25 protein-coding genes and 1 pseudogene are annotated in these 22166 nt (G+C 65.8%); 6 read left to right on the top strand and 20 right to left on the bottom strand.

From position 1 onward, the window contains the following. Positions 1 to 57 precede the first annotated feature (57 nt). Together BMY71_RS01450 and BMY71_RS01445 are read right to left on the bottom strand one after the other, a co-directional pair. Complete coding sequence (locus BMY71_RS01450) at positions 58 to 291, bottom strand: helix-turn-helix domain-containing protein (RefSeq protein ID WP_011504710.1); 234 nt, start codon at positions 289 to 291, stop codon at positions 58 to 60. 3 nt (positions 292 to 294) lie between these two features. Beyond that, on the bottom strand, positions 295 to 870 hold the full coding sequence (locus tag BMY71_RS01445) for a DUF2975 domain-containing protein (protein WP_092681237.1): 576 nt from the start codon (positions 868 to 870) through the stop codon (positions 295 to 297). A gap of 74 nt (positions 871 to 944) precedes the next feature. Here BMY71_RS01445 and BMY71_RS01440 point away from each other — a divergent pair, with 74 nt between their 5' ends. Beyond that, the gene (locus BMY71_RS01440) at positions 945 to 1538 is read left to right on the top strand and encodes a hypothetical protein (RefSeq protein ID WP_092681235.1); all 594 of its coding nucleotides are present in this window, start codon (positions 945 to 947) and stop codon (positions 1536 to 1538) included. A 33-nt stretch (positions 1539 to 1571) separates the two neighbouring features. On the opposite strand, the gene BMY71_RS01435 is transcribed toward BMY71_RS01440, so the two are convergent. Both BMY71_RS01435 and BMY71_RS01430 read right to left on the bottom strand, forming a co-directional pair. After that, positions 1572 to 2174 carry a UbiX family flavin prenyltransferase gene (locus tag BMY71_RS01435; protein ID WP_092681233.1) on the bottom strand — a complete coding sequence of 201 codons (603 nt, stop codon included), beginning with the start codon at positions 2172 to 2174 and terminating at the stop codon, positions 1572 to 1574. Continuing rightward, positions 2171 to 3709 (bottom strand): UbiD family decarboxylase, encoded by a 1539-nt coding sequence (locus tag BMY71_RS01430; protein ID WP_092681231.1) that lies wholly within the window; start codon positions 3707 to 3709, stop codon positions 2171 to 2173. Before BMY71_RS01430 ends, BMY71_RS01435 begins: the two co-directional genes overlap by 4 nt. Before the next feature lie 114 nt (positions 3710 to 3823). Between BMY71_RS01430 and ubiT the strand changes: the two genes are divergently transcribed. The 3 genes from ubiT to ubiV all read left to right on the top strand — a co-directional run bounded on the left by ubiT (position 3824) and on the right by ubiV (position 6434). After that, positions 3824 to 4381, top strand: a complete 558-nt coding sequence (gene ubiT / locus BMY71_RS01425; protein ID WP_092681229.1) for a ubiquinone anaerobic biosynthesis accessory factor UbiT — start codon at positions 3824 to 3826, stop codon at positions 4379 to 4381. Then, a complete protein-coding gene (gene ubiU / locus BMY71_RS01420) occupies positions 4372 to 5349 on the top strand; it encodes a ubiquinone anaerobic biosynthesis protein UbiU (RefSeq protein ID WP_092681227.1) in 978 nt (325 codons plus the stop codon). Before ubiT ends, ubiU begins: the two co-directional genes overlap by 10 nt. Positions 5350 to 5513: 164 nt before the next feature. Next, entirely contained in the window at positions 5514 to 6434 is a 921-nt protein-coding gene (gene ubiV / locus BMY71_RS01415; RefSeq protein ID WP_092681224.1) for a ubiquinone anaerobic biosynthesis protein UbiV, read from the top strand. Positions 6435 to 6609: 175 nt separating this feature from the next. Here ubiV and BMY71_RS01410 read toward each other — a convergent pair whose 3' ends face one another. The 15 genes and pseudogenes from BMY71_RS01410 to tkt form a co-directional block, all read right to left on the bottom strand. Further along, positions 6610 to 7167: a nuclear transport factor 2 family protein gene (locus BMY71_RS01410; RefSeq protein WP_011504702.1), complete on the bottom strand. Its 558-nt coding sequence runs from the start codon at positions 7165 to 7167 to the stop codon at positions 6610 to 6612. A 21-nt stretch (positions 7168 to 7188) separates the two neighbouring features. Then, on the bottom strand, positions 7189 to 8235 hold the full coding sequence (locus BMY71_RS01405; protein WP_041805510.1) for a radical SAM/SPASM domain-containing protein: 1047 nt from the start codon (positions 8233 to 8235) through the stop codon (positions 7189 to 7191). Next, complete coding sequence (locus BMY71_RS01400; protein WP_041805509.1) at positions 8228 to 8521, bottom strand: PqqD family protein; 294 nt, start codon at positions 8519 to 8521, stop codon at positions 8228 to 8230. Before BMY71_RS01400 ends, BMY71_RS01405 begins: the two co-directional genes overlap by 8 nt. 11 nt (positions 8522 to 8532) lie before the next feature. Beyond that, positions 8533 to 9612: a radical SAM/SPASM domain-containing protein gene (locus BMY71_RS01395; RefSeq protein WP_011504700.1), complete on the bottom strand. Its 1080-nt coding sequence runs from the start codon at positions 9610 to 9612 to the stop codon at positions 8533 to 8535. A gap of 291 nt (positions 9613 to 9903) precedes the next feature. Further along, positions 9904 to 10227: an antibiotic biosynthesis monooxygenase family protein gene (locus BMY71_RS01390; RefSeq protein ID WP_092681222.1), complete on the bottom strand. Its 324-nt coding sequence runs from the start codon at positions 10225 to 10227 to the stop codon at positions 9904 to 9906. 373 nt (positions 10228 to 10600) lie between these two features. Beyond that, positions 10601 to 11389, bottom strand: coding sequence for an inositol monophosphatase family protein (locus tag BMY71_RS01385; RefSeq protein ID WP_092681220.1), 789 nt, complete (start codon positions 11387 to 11389; stop codon positions 10601 to 10603). A 226-nt stretch (positions 11390 to 11615) separates the two neighbouring features. After that, complete coding sequence (locus BMY71_RS01380) at positions 11616 to 12719, bottom strand: tetratricopeptide repeat protein (protein WP_092681218.1); 1104 nt, start codon at positions 12717 to 12719, stop codon at positions 11616 to 11618. Positions 12720 to 12722: 3 nt separating this feature from the next. Then, positions 12723 to 13394: a thiamine phosphate synthase gene (locus BMY71_RS01375; RefSeq protein WP_092681216.1), complete on the bottom strand. Its 672-nt coding sequence runs from the start codon at positions 13392 to 13394 to the stop codon at positions 12723 to 12725. Between the two features lie 8 nt (positions 13395 to 13402). Next, positions 13403 to 14428: pseudogene (locus BMY71_RS01370) on the bottom strand (class I fructose-bisphosphate aldolase); the annotation flags it as partial. 70 nt (positions 14429 to 14498) lie between these two features. Continuing rightward, positions 14499 to 14822, bottom strand: coding sequence for a type II toxin-antitoxin system PemK/MazF family toxin (locus BMY71_RS01365; RefSeq protein ID WP_092681214.1), 324 nt, complete (start codon positions 14820 to 14822; stop codon positions 14499 to 14501). Continuing rightward, complete coding sequence (locus BMY71_RS01360) at positions 14819 to 15100, bottom strand: antitoxin MazE family protein (RefSeq protein ID WP_092681212.1); 282 nt, start codon at positions 15098 to 15100, stop codon at positions 14819 to 14821. Before BMY71_RS01360 ends, BMY71_RS01365 begins: the two co-directional genes overlap by 4 nt. An 85-nt stretch (positions 15101 to 15185) precedes the next feature. Then, positions 15186 to 16382: a phosphoglycerate kinase gene (locus tag BMY71_RS01355; protein WP_092681210.1), complete on the bottom strand. Its 1197-nt coding sequence runs from the start codon at positions 16380 to 16382 to the stop codon at positions 15186 to 15188. A 2-nt stretch (positions 16383 to 16384) separates the two neighbouring features. Next, entirely contained in the window at positions 16385 to 16531 is a 147-nt protein-coding gene (locus BMY71_RS24745) for a hypothetical protein (protein WP_175557583.1), read from the bottom strand. Between the two features lie 10 nt (positions 16532 to 16541). After that, complete coding sequence (gene gap, locus BMY71_RS01350) at positions 16542 to 17549, bottom strand: type I glyceraldehyde-3-phosphate dehydrogenase (RefSeq protein ID WP_092681208.1); 1008 nt, start codon at positions 17547 to 17549, stop codon at positions 16542 to 16544. Between the two features lie 123 nt (positions 17550 to 17672). Further along, entirely contained in the window at positions 17673 to 19661 is a 1989-nt protein-coding gene (gene tkt, locus BMY71_RS01345; RefSeq protein WP_092681206.1) for a transketolase, read from the bottom strand. A gap of 299 nt (positions 19662 to 19960) precedes the next feature. Between tkt and BMY71_RS01340 the strand changes: the two genes are divergently transcribed. Both BMY71_RS01340 and BMY71_RS01335 read left to right on the top strand, forming a co-directional pair. Next, positions 19961 to 20293 carry a DUF4164 domain-containing protein gene (locus tag BMY71_RS01340; RefSeq protein WP_011504689.1) on the top strand — a complete coding sequence of 111 codons (333 nt, stop codon included), beginning with the start codon at positions 19961 to 19963 and terminating at the stop codon, positions 20291 to 20293. After that, positions 20290 to 20700 (top strand): cell division protein ZapA, encoded by a 411-nt coding sequence (locus BMY71_RS01335; RefSeq protein ID WP_011504688.1) that lies wholly within the window; start codon positions 20290 to 20292, stop codon positions 20698 to 20700. Before BMY71_RS01340 ends, BMY71_RS01335 begins: the two co-directional genes overlap by 4 nt. Positions 20701 to 20852: 152 nt before the next feature. Here BMY71_RS01335 and BMY71_RS01330 read toward each other — a convergent pair whose 3' ends face one another. Continuing rightward, complete coding sequence (locus tag BMY71_RS01330) at positions 20853 to 22091, bottom strand: class I SAM-dependent RNA methyltransferase (protein ID WP_092681204.1); 1239 nt, start codon at positions 22089 to 22091, stop codon at positions 20853 to 20855. Positions 22092 to 22166 lie beyond the last annotated feature (75 nt).

Raw genomic sequence — 22166 nt, 5'->3', positions numbered from 1 at the left:
TTTTCAAGTCCAACGATCCAGGACAGATGATCTGAACGACCACCCGGCATCCGCCTCTCAGGCGGATGCCGGTTTCGTTTGCAGGCTGTCGGGCACGAATTCGAGAATGTCGCCGGGCTGACAATCCAGCGCGACGCAGATCCGTTCCAGCGTATCGAACCGGATGCCCTTCACCTTTCCCGATTTCAGCAGCGAAACGTTCTGCTCGGTGATGCCGATGCGTTCGGCGAGTTCCTTCGAGCGCATCTTGCGGCGCGCCAGCATCACGTCGAGATTGACCACGATCGCCATCGGTTAGACGAAGCTCGCATTCTCGTCGGCGAGCCGGGCGGCCTCGCGCATCGCCGCGGCGACCGCGACCAGCACGCCGCCGACGATCACCGCGAGATAGTCGTTGACCGAGAAGGTCAGCACCAGCATCCGCTGGCCGGGCGGATTGCCGAACGACAGCGCGAGGCCGATCGCGGTTGCGACCAGCGGTCCGAGCGGCCCCTGCGCCAGCACCGAAATCCCGAACTGCTGCAGATGACGCGCCGCGGAGTCGGTGAAGACGTGGCCCTGCGCGAATTCGCGAAACAGCAGGCGGACGTGCCACAGCCCCCAGATCATCACGATCACCGGCACCGCGAGGATCAGCGTCGCCATCGCCTGATGGATCGGTTCGAGCGGCAGTCGGGCGCCGGCTTCGCCGAGCTTGGCCAGCAACAGATTGCGGGTCCATGGCGGGATCACCAGGGCCGCGCCCATCAGCGCAATGATCAGCACGATGCCCGCCGTGGTGACCCATTCCATCGCCCGCGACATCCGCACCAGACGGTTCGCGCCGGTGGGTGAGCCCGGCGACGGCATCGACAACGGTCCCGCTTGCATTTCAAAACTCCATCGCGTATTTCGAGATGAAATTATCGTAAAACAATAAATTATGATCGTCAATGAGGAATGACATGAGCCTCCAACCCCACTCCCGCCGCCCGCTCTTCGCCATCGCCCTGACCGCGCTCGCAAGTCTGCCGGCCTGCAGTTCGATGCCTGTATCGTCGATGGTCAAGCTGGCGCGCACGGATTTCGCCGCCGCCGATCCGGCCGCGCTGCGGATCGCGGTGCGGCTGCCGCAGGGCCTGCGCCCGCGCCCGCGCGGCGTGTCGCTGAAGATCGCGGTTGCGGTCGACGAGACCAAGCAGGAGCAGACGCTGGTGCTGACCGAACTCGACGATCCGGCCGAATTGCTTTCGCTGTCCGGCGAACTCACCCGCAATACGGCGATCTATGCGTTTCGGATCGATCCCGTCGACCTGCCGCAGATCGCCGCGTTGCGCGAGCAGATGGCGGCGCACAAGGCGCGCGGAAAGCGCGGCTCGTTGTCGCTCGGCGTCGGCGCCGAGGCCTGCCGGATCGGGCCGCTGCCGGCCAGTCCGCTTCTCACCACCTATCTGAAGACGGAGCGCGGCGGCGACTTCTATCCGCTGGTGCGCGACGTCGATCTGCGCAAGGAGTTGCCCGGCGCGGTGACGCCGGAGCGGATTCCGCCGTGTCCGTGAGGGTCCGGTTTGACCCGAACCAGAATTCTCAAATCAGATTTTCGGGCAGGTCGGCGGGGTGTCGTCGGACCATTCCGGCGCTGATAGTTGCAGATCGTCGAGGCCGAGCAGGCCGATCGCGCGCAAGGCGATGTGGTCGATCATTTCGCTCAACGAGCGCGGCCGCTGGTAGAACGCTGGCGAGATCGGCGCGACGATGCCGCCGATTTCGGTGACCTGCGCCATGTTGCGGATATGCCCGAGATGCAGCGGCGTCTCGCGCAGCATCAGCACCAGCCGGCGGCGCTCCTTGAGCTGCACGTCGGCGGCGCGTACCAGCAGATTGTCGAGATTGCCGGTGGCGATCGCCGACAGCGTGCGGATCGAGCACGGCGCAACGATCATGCCGCTGGTGCGGAACGAGCCCGACGCGATGCTGGCGCCGACGTCGTTGAAACTGTGATGGCGGTGGACGATCTCGATCGTGTGCTCGAGCGCCTTGGCGCCGACCTCATAGGCGATGGTGCGCTCCGCCGCCGCCGAGACGACGAGATGAAGCTCGCAATCCGCGGTGGCCAGCAGTTCGACGATGCGCAGGCCGACCGCCGCGCCCGATGCGCCGCTGATGCCGACGACGATTCGATGCGATGTACTCATCGCAACAGCTTGCGTTGCGCCGCCGCCGGCGTCAACGCGGGTGCGAGCCCGAGGCCCGGCCACATCGCGTCGACGCGCGCGATCACATCGTCGTCCATCTCCAGCACCTTGCCCCATTCGCGCTCGGTCTCGGTGCCGATCTTGTTGGTGGCGTCGATGCCGAGCTTGCCGCCGAGTCCGGATTTCGGCGAGGCGAAGTCGAGATAATCGATCGGGGTGTCGCTGATCGCCACCATGTCGCGCGAGGTGTCGCAGCGGGTCGACACCGCCCACATCACATCGGCCCATTCGCGGACGTCGACGTCGTCGTCGACGATGATCAGGAGCTTGGTGTAGCTGAACTGCGGCAGCATCGACCACAGCCCCATCATCAGCCGCCGCGCCTGGCCGGGATAACGTTTCTTGATCGAGGCGACCGCGATTCGGTAGGAGCACGCTTCCGGCGGCAACCACAGATCGACGATCTCGGGAAACTGCCGCCGCGCCACCGGCAGAAACACGTCGTTGAGCGCTTCGCCGAGCCGCGACGGCTCGTCCGGCGGCCGTCCGGTGTAGGTCGACAGATAGATCGGGTTGCGCCGCATCGTGATCGCGGTGATCCGCATCACCGGGAATTCCTCGACCGCGTTGTAATAGCCGGTGTGGTCGCCATACGGCCCCTCCGGCGCGGTCTCGGTCGGCGACACCAGGCCCTCCAGCACGATCTCGGCATCGGCCGGCACGTTGAGCGGAATGCTGACGCAGGGCGTCAGGCTCGGCCGGTCGCCGCGCAGCAGGCCCGAGAACTTGATTTCGGACACCGTCTCCGGCAGCGGCAGCACCGCCGACAGGATCATCGACGGATCGGCGCCGATCACCACCGCGACCGGCATCTCGCGCTTCTGCGCCGCCCATTGATGGTGATGCTTGGCGCCGCCGCGATGCGCCAGCCAGCGCATGATGACGCGGTCCTTGCCCAGTACCTGCATCCGGTAGACGCCGACATTGTCGGTGCCTGCCACGCCGGGCGGCGGCTTGGTGAACACCAGCGGCCAGGTGATCAGCGGCGCCGGCTCGCCCGGCCACGGGATCTGCACCGGCAGCCGGCCGAGATCGACAGCGTCGCCGGTCAGCACCACGTCCTGCGCGGGCGCCGTCCGGGCCATCTTCGGGCGCATCGACAATGCGGCCCTCGCCATCGGCAGCTTGCTCAGCGCGTCGGTCAGGCTCTGCGGCGGCGCCGGCTCGCGCATTTCGGCGAGTGCCTCGCCGAGCTGCGGCAGATTCTCGGGCAGGATGCCGAGGCCCCACGCCACCCGCTCGACGGTGCCGAACAGATTGACCAGCATCGGCATCTCGGACGGCGTGCCATCGGCCTTGATCGGCTGTTCGATCATCAGCGCCGGGCCGCCGGCGTGCAGCACGCGGCGATGAATCTCGGTGAGGTCGTGCACCACCGAGACCGGCTTGCGGATGCGGTGCAACTGTCCGCGGGATTCCAGATAGGCGGCGAACGCGCGAAGGTCCGGAAAAGGCGGTTTAACGCGGTTCAGCATGGTCTCTCCGTGCGGACGGTTCTGGTCAGCATTTGCGATCGTGTCTGTCTTTGATCAGGCGCAAAGAAGTACCGGTGGGACCAGTTAAACGAATGGTTTCTCAGAAGGTGGCTCATGTCGGTATCCAATTCGTCCGTCTCCAGGATGCCCGCGCCGCTTGCCCTTGCGACGCGGGTCTTGCCGCTGTTGCCCCTGCAGGTGTTGCTCGGCATTTGCCTGCGGGAGATCCGCAGTCGTCATCCCCGAATCTTCGATCGCCTCGGCTCGCACACCGGCAAGCGTTACGGCCTCGTGCCGACCGATCTGCCGATCGCGTTCGTGCTCGAGCCGCGGCGGATGAATCCGCGGGTCACGGTGGTGCGCAAGCTGCCGGCGAATATCGACGCGCGCATCGCGGGCCCGCTGTCGGCGCTGATCGGCATGACCGACGGTTCGTATGACGGCGACGCGCTGTTCTTCTCGCGCGACATCGAGATCGACGGCGACATGGAAGCGGTGGTCGCGCTGCGCAATGCGATCGACGATTCGCGCGTCGATTTCCTCAAGGAGTCGGTCGCGTGGTTCGGCCCGCTGGCGGGTCCGATCGAGCGAATCCTGCGCAGCATCGTTGCCGCGCCGCCGCAATATCGCGATGAGATGGGCGTCGAAGGCGGAGGACGATCATGGAACTGATTTGCCCGGCGGGGACCCCCGCGGCGCTGCACGATGCCGTCGGCGCCGGCGCCGATGCGATCTATTGCGGCTTCAATGACGAGACCAATGCGCGCAACTTCCCGGGGCTGAATTTCAGCCGCGAGGAAATGCGGGAGTCGATCGCGCACGCGCATCGCTACGGCGTCACCGTGCTGGTGGCGATCAACACCTTCGCCCGCGCCGGCAATGTCGAATTGTGGCAGCGCGCGGTCGACGATGCGGTCGAGGCCGAAGCCGATGCGCTGATCCTCGCCGATGTCGGCGTGATGGATTACTGCGCGCGGACCCATCCGCAGCAGCGCCTGCACGTCTCGGTGCAGGCCGCGGCCGCGAACCCGGACTCGATCAAGTTCTACGTCGACTCCTTCAACGCCAAGCGCGTGGTGCTGCCGCGCGTGCTCAGCGTGCAGGAGATCGCGGCGATCACCCGCGAAGTGAAGTGCGAGACCGAAGTGTTCATCTTCGGCGGGCTGTGCGTGATGGAGGAGGGCCGCTGTTCGCTGTCGTCCTACGCCACCGGCAAGTCGCCGAACATGGACGGCGTCTGCTCGCCGGCGGGCTCGATCCAGTATCGCGAGGAGAACGGCGCGCTGGTGTCGCGGCTCGGCGACTTCACCATCAACAAATTCGCCAAGGGCGAGGCGGCGGCCTATCCGACGCTGTGCAAGGGCCGCTACCAGACCGACGAGGGCTGCGGCTATCTGTTCGAGGACCCGGCCTCGCTCGACGCCACCACGATGCTGCCGGAGCTGCGCGCCGCCGGCGTCGCTGCGCTGAAGATCGAAGGCCGCCAGCGCGGCCGCGCCTATATCGAGCGCGTGGTGAAGACGTTCCGCCAGGTGCTGACCGCGCTCGACGAGGGCCGCCCGGTGCCGCCCGACGCGTTGCGCGGCCTCAGCGAAGGCCAGTCGACCACGACGGGCGCTTACAAGAAGACTTGGCGCTAGAAGACCTGGCGCTAACAGACCTGGCGCTAACAGACTTGGCGCTAACAGACCCGGCGCTAACAGGTCTGGCGCTCACGAAAGCTGGCGCTGTTCAGCGCCGGCGACAATGACGATCGAGGCAGCGCGCGACTGCGCCGCCGCCAACTCACAGCGAGGCGAACCCCATGCAACTCACGCTTGGACCGGTGCTCTACAACTGGAAGCCGGAGTTGTGGCGCGATTTCTATTTCCGCATCGCCGATGAGGCGCCGGTCGACACCGTGGTGGTCGGCGAGGTGGTGTGCTCGAAGCGCTCGCCGTTCCTCGATCCGCATATTCCGGCGGTGGTCGAGCGGCTCGCAGCCGCCGGCAAGACCGTCCTGATGGGCTCGCTGACGCTGATGTCGCTCCCGCGCGAGCGCAAGGCGATGCTCGAACTCGCGGCCGACGACACGTTCACCATGGAGGTGAACGATCTCACCTGTCTGGGGATGCTCGGCGGCAAGCCGCATGCGATCGGTCCGTTCGTCAACATCTACAACGAAGCCACCGCGACATACTTCGCGTCGCGCGGCGCGACGCGGATTTGCCTGCCGCCGGAATTGCCGCTGTCGGCGATCCGCGCCATCGCCCAGGCGCAGCCCGACGTGACGTTCGAGGTGTTCTCGTTCGGCCGGGTGCCGCTGGCGATCTCGGCGCGCTGCTACCACGCCCGGCTCAACAAGCTGTCGAAGGACAATTGCAAGTTCGTCTGCGATCAGGACCCCGACGGCCTCGCGGTGACGACGCTCGACGACGAGCCGTTCCTGGCGATGAACGGCGTGCAGACGCTGTCCTACACCTCCGCCAGCCTGCTCGGCGACGTCGACAAGCTGCGTGACGCCGGCGTCGGCGCGATGCGGCTGTCGCCGCAGCAATGCGACATGGTGGCGGTGGCGAAGCTGTTCCGCGACGTGGTCGACGGCAAGGTCGCCGGCAACGAGGGCACGGAAAAACTGTCGGCGATTTACCCGCTGAAGCAGTCCAACGGCTTCCTCTACGCCAAACCGGGCTCGGCCTTCGTCACCGACAACGGCGACGTCCGCCGGATCGTGCCGGCGGCATAGCACAAGCCCGCCGACCGGCTTGCGCTCCAGATGCAGCGGTCATGGATGGCGCGGGCGTGCGGCCCGGCCATCCATGCTGGAGCGTTTTCGAGCGAGGTGGAAACCGGTTCGCGTGAAGAAAACGCGTCAGAACAGAAAGTTAGAGCTCCGCACGCCAGCCTGATGAAGCCGCCTGTCAGACCACGCACCAAGCCGCGAGCGACAGCCGCCCGATGTCGTCGACCGCGAGGCCTTCAAGGCGGAATCCCTCGGACAGTTCGGCTTTCGGCGAAACCGCAACTTCGAGCGAGGCGATCCGTCCGCTCTTGAACTTGAATGTGTGGTTGCCGGAGACCTGAAAGCCCTGCTTGTCATTCGTGCCGATCACCGTGGTCCAACCGACGACAACCTTGTCGTCCTTCTCTTTCTCGAGGCTGCGGACGCGGTTGATGCGCGTATCGACCAGACCCAGGGCGACACCCCGCGCGGTCTTGTCCTCCGCTTTCTCGGCGCCGCTGAGGTGAAGCGGCATATCGCAGGCGTTCACGCGGTTCTTGTACAGGGCGTGGATCGCATTGCGTCCCTTGAACGTGCCGACCACCGGAGGGGCGCCGGCGAACTCGAACGTGCCATCCTCATCCCAAAGCTCGACGAGCTTATCGACCGCCTCTTCCTTTCCCGCGCGTAATTCGCGGACATAGTCGAAATAGCGTTCGACCAGTTCGGTCTGCCGATGCGTTGCTTCATCTGTCATCGCCGTTCTCCTCCTCGGTTGTCAGTGCAGGCAGCTTCCAAGTTGCGGTTCGTGAACCCAGCAGCGTGGATCGGACGAAAAGGGATTTCCCGAGGCCGCGAAGGCGACCGCGCGGCAGCCGCCGCAGCGGTCACGCACCGCACATGCGCCGCAAGCTCCCTCGAGCTTGTCACGCGCCTGAAAGGCCTGGATCAGCGGCGACCCGGTCCAGATTTGCCGAAACGGGTGACTGCGAATATTGCCGATCGCGACCGGCAACAGCACGCAGGGGTAGATTGTGCCGTTGGCGCTGATGCAGCCCTGGCCGCGCCCGGCCTGGCAGCCGGTGAACGCCGGCAGATCGCCGGCTTCCGGGTCGACCAGAATATGCTGCGCCAGATGCGTGACGATCGCGAGCCGCCGGTGATATTTGCGCTGAAGTCCGCCGCAAAGCTCGATGATGCTTCGCCATCTGGCGTCGCCCGGATCGAGGGCGTCGTCGCCGCGGCCGGTCGGGATGAAACGCGACAGGTTGAGGCGGCCAATGCCGAGCCCTGCGATGAAATCGACGAACGGCTCCAGTGTATTGGCGTTGAGCCTGGTGATTGTGCAGCACACATTGACGCGCAACCCGGCGGCTTGCGCCGTGGCGATGGTGGCGAGGGCGCGCTCGAACAATCCCGGCCAGCGACGCAATTCGTCGTGCTGCTCTGCGAAGCCGTCGAGGCTGACCTGCAGCCGGTCCAGTCCGAGGCCCGCCAGCGCCGCGGCCCGGTGCGGTGTCAGCTTGGCGCCATTGGTCGCGATCCCGACCGCCAGTCCCCGCTTCTTGGCGTGAGCGAGCACGTCCAGGATATCCCCGCGCAGCAGCGACTCCCCGCCAGAGATGCCGAGGTCGACCACGCCGGCGGCGGCGAGATCATCGATCATCGCCATGGCCTCGGACGTCGTCAGTTCGTCGGGCGACTGCTTGGCGGAGTTTGACGAGCAATGCTGGCAACGTGCGGTGCAGGCGTCGGTCGCAAGCCAGACGACATGATACGGTGCCTCCGGCACGAGCCCTGCGGTGGGATGGCGGCTGCTAATCATGGCGATCAGCTCGCGCAAGCAGGCCGCGCGTCTCCAGGGCCGCGAGAAACTCCGTGACGCGCTGCTGCAGCACATCCGGCTCGACGATGATCACGTCGGAAAGCTCCGACGTGATGTCGTCGATCGTTCGCAGGCCATCGCATAGCGTGTAGGCCGCGTGTCCGGTCGCCGGAATGAGGTGCAGTTCGTCGGTGCGTGAATTGTAGAAGAGATAATTGTCCTTCTGGGGACGCACGACGACCCAGGGCGTGTGCTCGAACAGCGTGTCGCTTGTGATTTTGGACATCGACCTCTCCGTCAGACCGGCAGTCCTTCGCCTTCCAGGAGTTTTGCGGGCAGATGCGGTTCGGCGGGCAGGATCCAGCAATGCGGATCGCCGGCCAATGCATCGCCGCCGCTATATGCGTAGGCGACCGAACGGCACCCGCCGCAGGTGGCAAGATGCTCGCAAGCGCCGCAATTGCCGCCGACATGGCCGGCGCGCTCCCTGAATTGACGTAGCAGCGCCGATTCCGCCCACATCTCCTTGAACGGGGTCGATGCGAGACTGCCGATTCGGGTCGGGAGAAACACGCATGGCGTCACCGCGCCATCCGGCAGGATCCGGGCGACGAGCCGGCCAGCGCCGCAGCCGACATATTTGCGCTGATCTTCTTCGGACACGAGCAGCGCGACCCGGCAGTCGTGCCAGATGATCTGCATCCGGCCCTTGTAGTCTTCCCGCGCCTGGATCCATTCCTGGAGGGTGGCGTGCAGGTCTTCGGGCGCCAGTGCCAGATCGATCGTGCCGCGTCCGGCCGGGACGTATTCCGACAGGTTGACGGCGTCTGCGCCGAGCGAATGAGCCAGATCGATGACCGCTCGGCCATCATGCCAGTTCAGCTTTGTCGGGGTGAATCCCACCACGACCCTGACGCCGCGCTCGACAAGCAGGTGTATCGCTTTCACCGCCTTCTCGAACAATCCGTCGAGCTGGCGGAATTCGTCGTGAATGGCTGGCAGATGACTGTCGATGCTGATCGTGACGCTCTTCACGCCGAGATCGCGTAGGTCGTCTGCATTGGAGTCCGTAATGCAGGAGCCGTTACTGGCGATGTTGACGCTGAGCCCGCGCTGCACCGCATGAGCGACCAGTTCGCGCCAGTGCCGGTGCAGCATCGGTTCGCCGCCGGAGAACGCCAGCACGAGGACGCCGGCGTCGGCCAGCTGGTCGATCAAGGACAGGCCGCTCTGCAGCGACAACTGATCGCCGAGGTCGGCGTCCGGTCCGGAATTGGAATAGCAATGCACACAATGCGCGTTGCAGCGATGTGTGAGTTCCCATGCGACGTAAAGCGGCGCGGTGAACTCAACGAAGCCTTTGCCGGCCTCATCCATGGCGCTCTCCTGAAAACATGGCGCTCTCCTGAAAACGACTTCGAATGAAAATGTTATTGAGCCAAGACAACTAGCGAGAGGCAACTATCGAGAGGCAACTATCGAGAGGCAACTAGCGAGAGAGAACTATCGTGCGAAGAGAGTTGCGAATGAAAGGCTTGTCGACGGAGAAGGACTTGTCGACGGAATTGCTCCCCTGGAGCGATCCGGAAAATGGATCGCGGTTTTCCGAAATGGTCGTCTCTGGTCAAAAACGCGGGCGGGTATCGCTCCGCAGATAGTCTCCCCGTCTCAGCCGATCGACGTGCTGATATCCTCGTAATGCTCGACCACCGGGGGTTCGGTCAGAAGCGCGCGCCAGCGGCCCAATAGCTTCAGCATTTGCTGATCTTCTGCGATCCGTATCTGGTCGGCATCGAATGCCTCACGGGTAGCATATTCGACGATTTCGACGAATTCGCCGGGTCGTTCGACGTTCCGCAGGAGCCGAATAGTCACGCCGGGCAGTTCTTGATAGAACGGGGCGGCTTCCCGCAAGTAATCGATCAGATCTTGGCCGTCGGGGCCACGGCAGCGCAGTTTCAGATGAATGGCGTGCGCTTGATGGGTCTCCATGAGGCCTCACGCTGAAACGAGCAGTGCACGGCAGTCAGGATCAGGGGGTGTAGATAGCTAAAACGAAAGAAGCTTCGAGATCAGCAATTTCGAGAAAAGTAATTCGACTTCGCACAAAAAAGAGTATCGCGTATCAAGTTCCGAATTTCCGAGCCTGATTCAATCAGTGCCAGAACGACTTGACGTTGAAATAATCCAGCGCCGCCAATTTCGTGCGTTGATCCAAATCAAAAGCTGCGAATTTTTGCAGCGCGGCACGGCCGTCGGAATAGCGGGGTGCATCCAGCGTTCCGCGTCACGGGCTCGGAACGAGGCCAAGCCCGGACGCGGCCGCAGCGTCGGCTCTCGCTGCGGAGTTGACGCGTGCAGTCGTTCAGCCCAGCGGCTTCAGGATCTTCGCCAGCTCGGCGTGGATGGTTTCGTTGCCGCAGACGATGTTGCCGGTTTTCAGCACGTCGCCGCCGTGGATGTCGCCGACAGTGCCGCCGGCTTCGCGGACCATGACGATGCCCGCGGCGACGTCCCAGGGCGACAGATTGCGCTCCCAGAAGCCGTCGAACCGGCCGCCGGCGACCGCGGCGAGGTCGAGCGAGGCGGTGCCGAACCGGCGCAGCCCCGCGACCTTCGGCTGCAGCGCCGCCATCTCGCGCTGATTCAGCGCGAAATCGCCGCGGCCGAGATGCGGCAGGCCGCAGGCGATCACGCAGTCATGCAACTGGTTGCGGCCGGCGACGCGCAGCCGCTTGTCGTTGACGAAGGCGCCCTTGCCGCGTTCGGCGATGTAGAGGTCCTCGGTCGCCGGATTGTAGATCAGGCCGGCGATCAGCGTGTCGTCGCGCTGCAGGCCGATCGAGATCGCGAAATGCGGAATGCCGTGCAGGAAGTTGGTGGTGCCGTCGAGCGGATCGACGATCCAGGTATGGCTCTTGTCGGCGCCTTCGCGGATGCCGCCTTCTTCGCCCAGGAAGCCATAACCCGGCCGCGCCTTGGTGAGATCCTCGTACAGCATCTCCTCGGCGCGCTTGTCGGCGAGCGTGACGAAATTCGCCGGGCCCTTCATCGACACCTGCAGGTTTTCGACTTCGCCGAAGTCGCGCTTGAGGCTGCGGCCGGCGCGACGCGCGGCCTTGACCATGACGTTGATGAGGGCGGAATGGAGCATGGTGTGAGGTCTCGAAGCGACCTGCGGCAGGTCTGAATGAGGAAGTTCCGGGCGATTCTATAGCGTTTTCGAGCGAAGGCGTCGCGCTGCGTGTAAAGGCAACGCGTCGAAGCCAGAATCGGACGCTTCGGTTCTGACGCCATCGGAACCGAAAGCGGCCGAAGGGGTGCCCTGCGCAGGGGGCGGCGTCAAGCCTCGATCAGCCGGATGCCGGTCCGGATCTGGATCACTTGGTGCCGACCCATTTGCGCGCGGCGTCCTGGGCCTTGGCGCGGTCCTCGGCACTGAGCTGCGCCTGCGCCTCGTCGAGCGTCAGATCGCCCTTGCCGGCGGTCTTGGCGACCAGGTGCCATTTGATCGCCTCGACCGGATCGCGCGGCGCGCCCTGGCCGTTGAGCAGCACATGCGCCAGCCGGTTCTGCGCGATCGGGTTGTTGGCGCGCGCCGCCTTGCGCAGCATCGCCACCGCGGCGGGCTCGTTCTTCACGGTGCCGGTGCCGTTGTAGAGCGCGATCGCGTATTCGACCTGGGCCGGGACATTGCCGGCGAGCGCCGCCGACTGCAGCAGCCGCACCGCCTGGTCGAGGTTCTTCTCGACGCCGGTGCCCTCCTTGTAAAAGGTCGCCAGCGCATATTGCGCCTCGGAATTTCCGGCGTCGGCCGCCACCCGCAGCAACTCTGCGGCGCGCTTGATATCCTGCGGGAAGGTCTGGCCGTCGAGATACAGCAGCGCCAGATTATACGCCGCCTTCGGTTCGCCGAGCTTGGCCGAGGACGCCAGCCATTTGGCGGCTTCCTCGCGGCTGGCGGCGCCGCCGCGCCCGGCCATTCGCGCCATCGCCAGCGAGAACATCGCCTCGCGGTCGCCGAGATCGGCCGCCCGCCTGTACCATTCCACGGCCTTGTTGTAATCGCGCTTGACCCCCAGCGCATTGGCGTAGAGCTCGCCCAGCATGGTCATCGCCTTGGGATCGTTCTGCTCCTGCGCGCGCTTGATCGCGATCTCGAACGCGGTCTTGTAGAAGCCGCGCTGATACGCGCCATACACCAGGTCGACATTGGGATCGTCGAGATTGGCGGCGTCCTCCGCGGTCGGCGCGCCGCCGGGCTTCGCCGCGCCGGCCTTGTCGGCCGCAGGCTTTTTGGCCTTGTCCTTCTCGGCCGCGGGCGGCTTCGGGTCGGATTTCGGTTTGGGCTTCGGCTTTTCCGGCTCGATCGGCTTCGGAAAAGGATTGGGCGGCGGCGGCGTCAGAGACAATTGCGCGGATGCGCTGGTGGCGAGCAGCATCAGCGCCGCCGCTAGGATCGAGGTCGGGCGCAGCGCCTTCATGGACTATCCCCGCGCCGGCGTCGACGCTGTGCCGGCAAAGCCCAGCTTCAACGCTGCTTCGGCCTCCGCGAGCGCGGCCGCCGGGCCGCTCGCATCGGCCCAGATATGTTCGCCGACCAGTACGAAATCCGCGCCGGCAGCGGCAAACTCTTCGACCTCGTCGCGCGACGTCGCATAGCCGACGCAGGGCGGCTCGAACAGCTCCGCCCACCAGTTCAGCCGATCGGCGATCGCCTCCGCCGAGGGCCGGGTTCCGTCCCCGGCCGGTTCGCCGAACAGCACATAGTCGGCGCCGGCTTCGCCGGCGATCATCGAATCGTGCCGCGTCTCCAGCATCCCGACCCCGGCGATGCGCGCCGGCTGCAATTGCGGCAGCCATTCCTGCAGGGCCGCGAGCCCGGAGAGATGCGCGCCGTCGGCCCCGCCGCGGGCCACCAGCTCGGCGTGGCCGTCCAGCAGCAGCGCCGCTCCGGCCGCCTGCACCACGCCCGTCAGCGCCTTGATCCGCGTGATCAGGGTCCGCGGATCGGACGGCGCCAGCCGCAGCAGCACCGCCGCCACGTCGGCGCCGGCGAGCAGTTGCGGCAGCGCCGCGAGCAGCGTGGAGGGATCGTCCACGGCCGGCGTCGCGAGGTAGAGACGCGGCGCCGGGCGCGGCGGGGCAGGCTTGGCCATTGCTTATATGCGGCTTTCTTGCTTTCGAGCGCGGCCGTCCACTCGCCCTTGCTGGCGAGCGAGTTCATCCGCGCCCGGTGGGTGAAGGCGGCCTGGCCGGCCGCGATGTTCTCGGCCTTGCCGGACCACGCCTTCTGCGGCGCGGCCTGCAAAGCGCGGCCGTACGAGAAGGTCAGGCCCCAGGGCAGGCCGCCGATCTTGTTCATGGCGTCGAGATGCGCGGTGGCCTCCTCGTCGGATTGGCCGCCCGACAGGAACGCGATGCCCGGCACCGCCGAGGGCACGCAGGCCTTCAGCAGCTTGACGGTCTTCTCCGCGACTTCCTGCACGCCGGCCTTGTTGGCCGACTTCTTGCCGGCGACCGCCATGTTCGGCTTCAGGATCATGCCTTCCAGCGCGACCTTCTGGTAATACAGCTCCTGGAAGGTTTCCTTGAGCACGAATTCGGTCACCTCGGTGCAGCGGTCGATGTCGTGGTCGCCGTCCATCAGCACTTCCGGCTCGACGATCGGCACGATCTGCGCCTGCTGGCACAACGCCGCATAGCGCGCCAGCGCGTGGGCGTTGGTGCGGACCGCGGTGTAGCTCGGGATTCCGGCGCCGATATCGATCACCGCGCGCCATTTCGCGAAGCGGGCGCCCTGCTTGTAATACTTCGCCAGCCGCTCGGCCAGCTTGTCGAGGCCGATCGTGATCAGTTCGCCGGGGCAATTCGGCAGTTGCTGGGTGCCTTCGTCGACCTTGATGCCGGGAATGCCGCCGGCCTGCTCGATCAGCCTGACCAGCGGCGTGCCGTCGGCGGCGTTCTGCCAGATCGTCTCGTCGTACAGGATCACGCCGGAGATGTACTCGCTCATCGCCTGCTTGGAGCTGAACATCATCTCGCGATAGTCGCGCCGGCTGGTCTCGGTGGATTCGACGCCGATCACGTCGAAGCGCTTCTTGATGGTTCCCGAGGATTCGTCGGCGGCGAGAATGCCCTTGCCGGGTGCGACCATGGCGCGGGCGATCTTGTTGAGGTCGGCGAGATTCATCGGCTTCTCCATGGGGTGTTTTCTTGGTTGGTTTTATGGGTTCGGCAGGTCTTAGACTTCGGGATAGGTCTTAGACAATGCCCAGAAAAATGGCGAGGGCGCGATTGACCGCGGTCATTTCGTCGGGGGAGAGGCGGCCGATCCGCGAACCGATCCGGCGAGGCGCGACAGCCGTGATCTTGTCCACCATGATCTGAGACAGGTGCCGCAAGCCGTTATCCGAAGTCGGCTCGACTGCGATGCGGACAACGTCAATATCGCGTAATTCCGTGGTCAGCGGGAGAACCACGACCGAGGGGATCTGATCGAAATCCTCGTGCTGGACGACGACGGCAGGCCTGGGCTTGCCATCGTCGCCTAGCATCGCGACCAGAACGACGTCGCCTCGTGTCACTTCCAGCCTTCTGGATCGAACCAGTCTTCAATTTCCGCCAGAATCTGCTGTTCATGAGGATCGTTCGCGATCAGCTGGCACTGCCGCCTCATCTCGGCCTTCCATTCGGGCGACTTGTAGTTTTCGGGAACCCAGATCGTCACCGGCTTCAGCCCCATCGCCTTCATCTTCTCGCGATGGCGACGCACCCGCTCGGCGCTCGCGCTGCGTGGCTTGGCGGGCGCGTTCGCAGCGGCGGGGCGCTTGCCCTCGGCGGGCTTGTCGACCTTCTTGTCCATCGCGGCCTCCGGAGCGTTACATGTAACGCAACATAAGCCCGGGGAGGACAAGGTCGCAAGCCGGTGCTGGCGCACCGGCTCAGGGTCACTTCACCCGCAGCACCTCGACGCCCGGCAGCGGCTTGCCTTCCATCCATTCGAGGAAGGCGCCGCCGGCGGTCGAGATGTAGGTGAAGTCGTCGGCCACGCCGGCGTGGTTCAACGCCGCGACAGTGTCGCCGCCGCCGGCGACCGAGACCAGGCTGCCGGCCTTGGTGCGGCGGGCCGCGTGTTTGGCGGCTTCAACCGTCCCCTTGTCGAACGGCGTCAGCTCGAAGGCGCCGACCGGGCCGTTCCAGACCAGCGTCGCGGCGTCGTCGATCGCGGCGTGGATACGCTCGATCGAGCGCGGGCCGACGTCGAGGATCATGGCGTCCGGCGGGATCGCGTCGAGCCCATAGGCGAAGGACGGCGCGTTGGCCTCGAAATGATAGGCCACCGTCGCGTCGACCGGCAGGATGATGGCGCAATTGGCGGCCTCGGCCTTGTTCAGGATCCGCAGCGCGGTCTCCGCCAGATCCTTCTCGCACAGCGACTTGCCGACCTTGACGCCCTGGGCGTGCAGGAAGGTGTTGGCCATGCCGCCGCCGATCACCAGCGCCTGCACCTTGGTGACGAGGTTTTCCAGAAGGTCGATCTTGCTCGAGACCTTGGCGCCGCCGACGATGGCGATCACCGGTCTGGTGGGCGCTTCCAGCGCCTTGTTCAGCGCGACAATCTCGGCCTGCATGGTGCGGCCCGCATAGGCCGGCAGCTTGTGGCCGAGGCCTTCGGTCGAGGCGTGGGCGCGATGCGCGGCCGAGAAGGCGTCGTTGACCCAGATGTCGCCGAGCTCGGCGAGCTTGGCCACGAAGGCCGGATCGTTCTTTTCCTCTTCCGGGTGGAAGCGGGTGTTCTCGAGGCAGAGCACGTCGCCGTCCTGCATCGCGGCGATCGCCTTGGCGGCGGGCTCGCCGATGCAGTCCTCGGCGAAAGCGACCGGCTTCTTGATGACCTCGGCGAGCGCGGCCGCGACCGGCTTCAGCGAATTCTTCTCGTCACGGCCCTTCGGCCGGCCGAAATGCGCCAGCAGGATCACTTTGCCGCCCTTGCCGGCGATCTCGGTGATGGTCGGCACGACGCGCTCGAGCCGCGTGGCGTCGGTCACCTTGCCGGCGTCCATCGGCACGTTGAGATCGACGCGCAGCAGCACGCGTTTGCCTTTGACATCGACGTCGTCGAGGGTACGGAATGATTTGGTCATCGCTAACTACTGCCGCCTTGAGTGATACGTGGCCAATCTTCGGTCTTGCGGCTGTCGTCGGATTTGATGCGGGTGCCGTGGCGCAAATAAGCCCACGCCACACCGCCAATCAGGACGAACAGACCAGCAAGACCGATCCATTGCTTCATGGGTGTCCGATCAGATCAGCTTGCTCATCGCCACGGCGGTGTCCGCCATGCGGTTCGAGAAGCCCCACTCGTTGTCGTACCACGACATCACCCGCACCAAGGTGCCGTTCTGAACCTTGGTCTGGTCCATGTGGAAGGTGGACGAATGCGGGTCGTGGTTGAAGTCGATCGAGACGTTCGGCGCGAAGGTGTAGCCGAGGATGCCCTTCAGCTCCTGATCGGCGGCGCGCTTGATGGCGTCGTTGATCTCTTCCTTGGTCGTCGCCTTCTTGGCGATGATCTTGAGGTCGACCACCGAGACGTTCGGGGTCGGCACGCGGATCGCGACGCCGTCGAGCTTGCCCTTCAGCTCGGGCAGCACCAGCCCGATCGCCTTGGCGGCGCCGGTCGAGGTCGGGATCATCGACATCGCAGCAGCGCGGCCGCGATACAGATCCTTGTGCATGGTGTCGAGCGTCGGCTGGTCGCCGGTATAGGCGTGGATCGTGGTCATGAAGCCGGTCTCGATGCCGACGGTGTCGTTCAGCACCTTGGCGACCGGGGCCAGGCAGTTCGTGGTGCACGAGCCGTTCGACACCACCAGCTGATCCTTGGTCAGGGTCTCGTGGTTGACGCCATAGACGATGGTCGCATCGGCGCCGTCCGAGGGGGCCGAGACCAGCACGCGCTTGGCGCCGGCGGTCAGCAGCGCCGCGGCCTTGTCGCGCGCGGTGAAGATGCCGGTGCATTCCATCGCGATGTCGACGCCGACGTCGGCGTAGGGCAGCGCGGACGGGTCCTTGATCGCCGTGACCTTGATCTTGCCGCGGCCGATGTCGATGGTATCGCCGTCGACCTTGACCTCGAACGGGAAGCGGCCGTGCACGGAATCGAAGCGCAGCAGATGGGCGTTGGTCTCGACCGGGCCCAGATCGTTGATGGCGACGACCTCGATGTCCTTACGGCCCGACTCGTAGATCGCCCGCAGCACGTTGCGGCCGATACGGCCAAACCCATTGATCGCGACCCGAACTGCCATCCAATTTCTCCTCGCTGCTAGTGATTTTCAATTGTTGCGACGGGGCGACCCCGTACTTGCGCGGTTTCATGCCCTGAATACCGAGCGGTTGCAATCCGCTCGTTCATGATTCAGATCAAAGCCTTACTTGCCCCCGAGGCGGCTTGACGCAGCCTCCGCGACAGCTTCGGCGGTGATGCCGAAATGCTTGTAGAGGTCTTTCGCCGGAGCGCTGGCGCCGAAGCCCGACATCCCGATGAAGCCGCCGTCCGGGCCGATCACCGCGTCCCAGCCGAACCGCACCGCGGCCTCGACCGCGACCTTGACCGGCGCATCGCCGATGATCCCCTTTCGGGTCGCGTCGTCCTGCTGCAGCAGCAGATCGAGCGACGGCACCGACACCACGCGCACCGCAATGCCCTTGTCGGCCAGCAATTTGTGCGCGGCGACCGCGATCTCGACCTCGGAGCCGGTGGCGAAGATCGACACGCTGGCGTTGCCCTTGGCGGCGATCAGCTCATAGCCGCCCTTGGCGCAGCGGTTGTCGTCCGACTTGCTGGTACGCACCGGCGTGAGATTCTGCCGCGACAGCGCCAGCACCGTCGGGCCGCCGGTGTTCTCGAGCGCGAGCTGCCAGCACTCCGCGGTCTCGACCGGATCGGCCGGGCGGAATACCCGCATGTTCGGCATCGCGCGCAACGAGGCGAGGTGCTCGACCGGCTGATGGGTCGGGCCGTCTTCGCCGAGGCCGATCGAGTCGTGGGTCATGATGTAGACCACCGGCACGTGTGACAGCGCCGCGATCCGCATCGAGGGGCGGGCGTAGTCGGCGAAGCACAGGAAGGTGCCGCCGGCCGGCGCGAAGCCGCCATGCATTGCGATGCCGTTCATCGCCGCCGCCATGCCCATTTCGCGGATGCCGTAATGGATGTAACGGCCCGAGAAATCCTCTGGCGTGACGTCCTTGGCGTGTTTGGTGCGGGTATTGTTGGAGGGCGTGAGATCGGCCGAGCCGAGCAGCATTTCCGGCACCACCTCGACGATCGCCTCCAGCGCCAGTTCGCTGGCCTTGCGGGTGGCGATGGTCTGCGGCTCGTCGACCAGCCTGTCCTTGAGTTTGCGGATCGCGCCGTCGAGCGCGGCCGGGCGCTTGCGGTCGATCACCCGGCGCTGGAATTCCGCGCGGAGATCCTTGTCCATCGCGTCGAGTTTCGTCTGCCACGCGGCATGGGCCTTGGCGCCCTTGCTGCCGACCGCGCGCCACGCCGACAGCACGTCGTCCGGGATTTCGAACGGGCCGTAATCCCAGCCCAGCGCCTTCTTGGCGCCGGCCAGTTCTTCTGCGCCGAGCGGCTCGCCATGCGCCTTGGAGGTGCCCGCCCGGGTCGGGGCGCCGAAGCCGATCGTGGTCTTGCAGGCGATCATGGTCGGCCGGTCGGACGCCTGCGCCGCCTTGATCGCTGCGGCGATCGCGGTGTGATCGTGGCCGTCGATCCGCATCGCATTCCAGCCATGCGCCTGAAAGCGCGCGACCTGGTCGACATTGTCGGTCAGCGTCAGCGGGCCGTCGATCGAGATGCCGTTGTCGTCGTAGAGGAAGATCAGCTTCGACAGCCTGAGATGGCCGGCCAGCGCCAGCGCTTCGTGGCTGACGCCTTCCATCAGATCGCCGTCCGAGCACAGCACATAGGTGTAGTGATCGACGATCTCGCCGAACTCCGCAGCCAGCAGCCGCTCCGCCAGCGCGGTGCCCACCGACGACGCGACGCCCTGGCCGAGCGGGCCGGTGGTAGTTTCGACCGAATCGGTAATGCAGTTTTCCGGATGTCCCGGCGTCCGGGAGTCGAGCTGGCGGAATGCCTTGATCTGGTCGAGCGTCAGCTCCGAATTGCCGGTGAGGTACAGCAGTGCGTAGAGCAGCATCGAGCCGTGGCCGGCGGACAGGATGAAGCGGTCGCGATCCGGCCAGTGCGGATCGGCGGCATCAAATTTCAGGAAGTCGGTGAACAGTACGGTGGCGACGTCGGCGGCGCCCATCGGCAGGCCGGGGTGGCCGGATTTGGCCTTCTCGACCGCGTCCATCGCCAGCGCCCGGATTGCGTTCGCCATACGGGAATGATCGACCTTCGCCATGATGTAACCACCTGAAATCGTGTTTGCCGGCGCTCCGGGGGTCGGAACGCGCTGTCGCTCCGGCACAGCCAGACACGTGAGAAGGCCAAAAACCGGGGTGCTACGGTGGCATAGCACCCTGATCAGGCGAGTCCAAGGCAGCCGACCTGCGGTAAACCCGAGCCCTGCGCTTTGCGGTGCATAGTTGAGCAGCAGCGTTGCGCTTCGCTGCCTTGCCACGTAAATTTCGTGCTCTAAAGGCTTGTGTGATCGTAGGTTTTATTTGGACGCCTGAAGCTGCGAGGGTCGCGCAACACACCATGACCGATCGTCCCGTCTCCGGTTCCATCAGCGCCGATCAGGCTCCGACCGAGATCGTCGCGGCGACGCGTCGGCTGGCCGCTGCGCTCGAGGCGCTGGAGAGCGCGGTGGAGCGCCGCGCCGAGGCCGATCGCGACGAGGACGAGCTGGCCTCGCGGATCCAGGCGCTCGGCGCCGATCGCTCGCGGCTCGCCGACGAGCTCGACGGTTCGCTGGTACGCACCCGCAAGCTCGAGCGCGCCAATCGCGAGATCGCGCAACGGCTCGACGCCGCGATCGGGACCATCCGCGCCGTGCTCGAGACCGAGCAGGCCGACGAGGAGCCGTCATGAATCCGAAAGATGCGGCCGCCTCCGCCAACCATGTCAGCGTCACCATCAACGGCCGGCAATACCGGATGGCCTGCGAGCCGGGCCAGGAGCCGCAGTTACTTGGGCTTGCGGATAATCTCGAAAGCCGGATCCAGAGCCTGCGCGGCCGCTTCGGCGAGATCGGCGACGCGCGGCTGACGGTGATGGCCGCGCTGATGATGGCCGACGAACTGCTCGACGCCCACAGCCGCCTCGCGGCGCTTCAGCAGGAAGTCGACACGCTGCGCGACGATCGCAGCCAGTCGATCGACCGCACGGTGACGACCAACCGCGCCGTCGCCGCCGCGCTGAACTCCGCCGCCGAGCGGATCGAACGCACCACCCAAGTGCTCAACCGCACCATCGGCGGCGGCATCGCGATCGGGTAGTCGCGTTCTCGACTCGACACTCAACTACGTCATTCCGGGGCACGCGCGCAGCGCGTGAACCCGGAATCCCGAGGTTCAGGGCACATCGAGATTCCGGGTTCGCGAGCTCCGCTCGCGCCCCGGAATGACGGGGGCAGGTCGTCTGGAGCCGACTACTTCCGCAACACCCCGACCAATTCCACATGCGGCGTGTGCCGGAACTGATCGACCGGCGTCACCTTCTCCAGCCGATAGCCGCCGTCGATCAGGAGCCGCGCGTCGCGGGCGAAGGTCTGCGCGTTGCACGACACCGCGATGATCAGCGGCACGCGGCTGGCGGCGAGTTGCGCGGCCTGCGCCTGCGCGCCCTGCCGCGGCGGATCGAACAGCACGACGTCGAAGTCGAGCAACTCCGGCGGCGCCAACGGCCGGCGGAACAGATCGCGCGGCTCGGCCTTGATCGGCTTCAGTCCCGACGACGCCTGCGCGGCCTTCTGCAGCGCGTTCACCGCGGGCGCGTCGCTGTCACAGGCGAACACCCGCGCCTTCGCGGCGAGCCGCAGCGCGAACGGACCGACGCCGCAGAACAGATCGGCGATCAGCTTGGCGCGCTGGATCTGCGCCAGCGCCAGCTCCGCCAGCGTCTGTTCGCCGAGCGCGGTCGCCTGCAGGAACGCGCCCGGCGGCAGCGTCACCCGCGCCTGGCCGATCATCACCGTCGGCGGCGTCCGCATCAGCACCAGCTCGCCGTGCCGCGTCAGCCGCGCGAGGTTGTGTTGCTCGGCGATTCTGGACAGCGCCGTGATCATTTTCGACGGCAGCGGGCCGGAGCCGCGGACGTCGACATCGAGACCGTTCTCGGCGGCGGTGACCTGGATATCGAGCGGCTTGCCGATGAAGGTGAGCGTTTCCGCCAGCGCCCACGCCGCCTCGATGGCGCCGTCCAGCGCCGGATCGAGGATCGGGCAGGCATCGATCGCGATCACGTCGTGGCTCGCGACCGCGCTGAAGCCGACCTTCAACACGTCATGCGTGCCCTTGCGGGCGTGCAGCGTGATGCGGCGGCGGCCCGTGCCATGCGCGTCGATCAGCGGATCGACGGCGCAATCGATCTTCGCCTGGCGCAGCGTCTCGATCACCAGATCGCGTTTCCACGCCTGGTACGCGTCGGGCTGCCAGTGCTGGATCGCGCAGCCGCCGCAGATGCCGAAATGCGGGCAGAACGGCGCGATCCGCTGCGGGCTCGCGCGATCGACGCGCAGCAATTTGCGGCGGTCGGGATGGCCGGCGACCGGCGCGGCCTCGACCGTCTCGCCGCCGAGCGCGTAGGGCACATAGACGGCGCCGCCTTGAGCGAGGCTGACGCCGTCGCCGCGGTGGCCGACGTGATCGATCGCAAGAATTTCAGTCATGGTGATGCGATAGGCGTTTTCGAGCGGAGTGGATACCGCTTCGCGTGAAGAAATCGCGCCGGAACATCCCCCGGC

This window comes from Rhodopseudomonas pseudopalustris, assembly GCF_900110435.1.
GTDB lineage: Bacteria > Pseudomonadota > Alphaproteobacteria > Rhizobiales > Xanthobacteraceae > Rhodopseudomonas > Rhodopseudomonas pseudopalustris.
The sequence above is the reverse complement of the archived record's forward strand: the minus strand, read 5'-3'. Positions and strand labels throughout refer to the sequence as shown.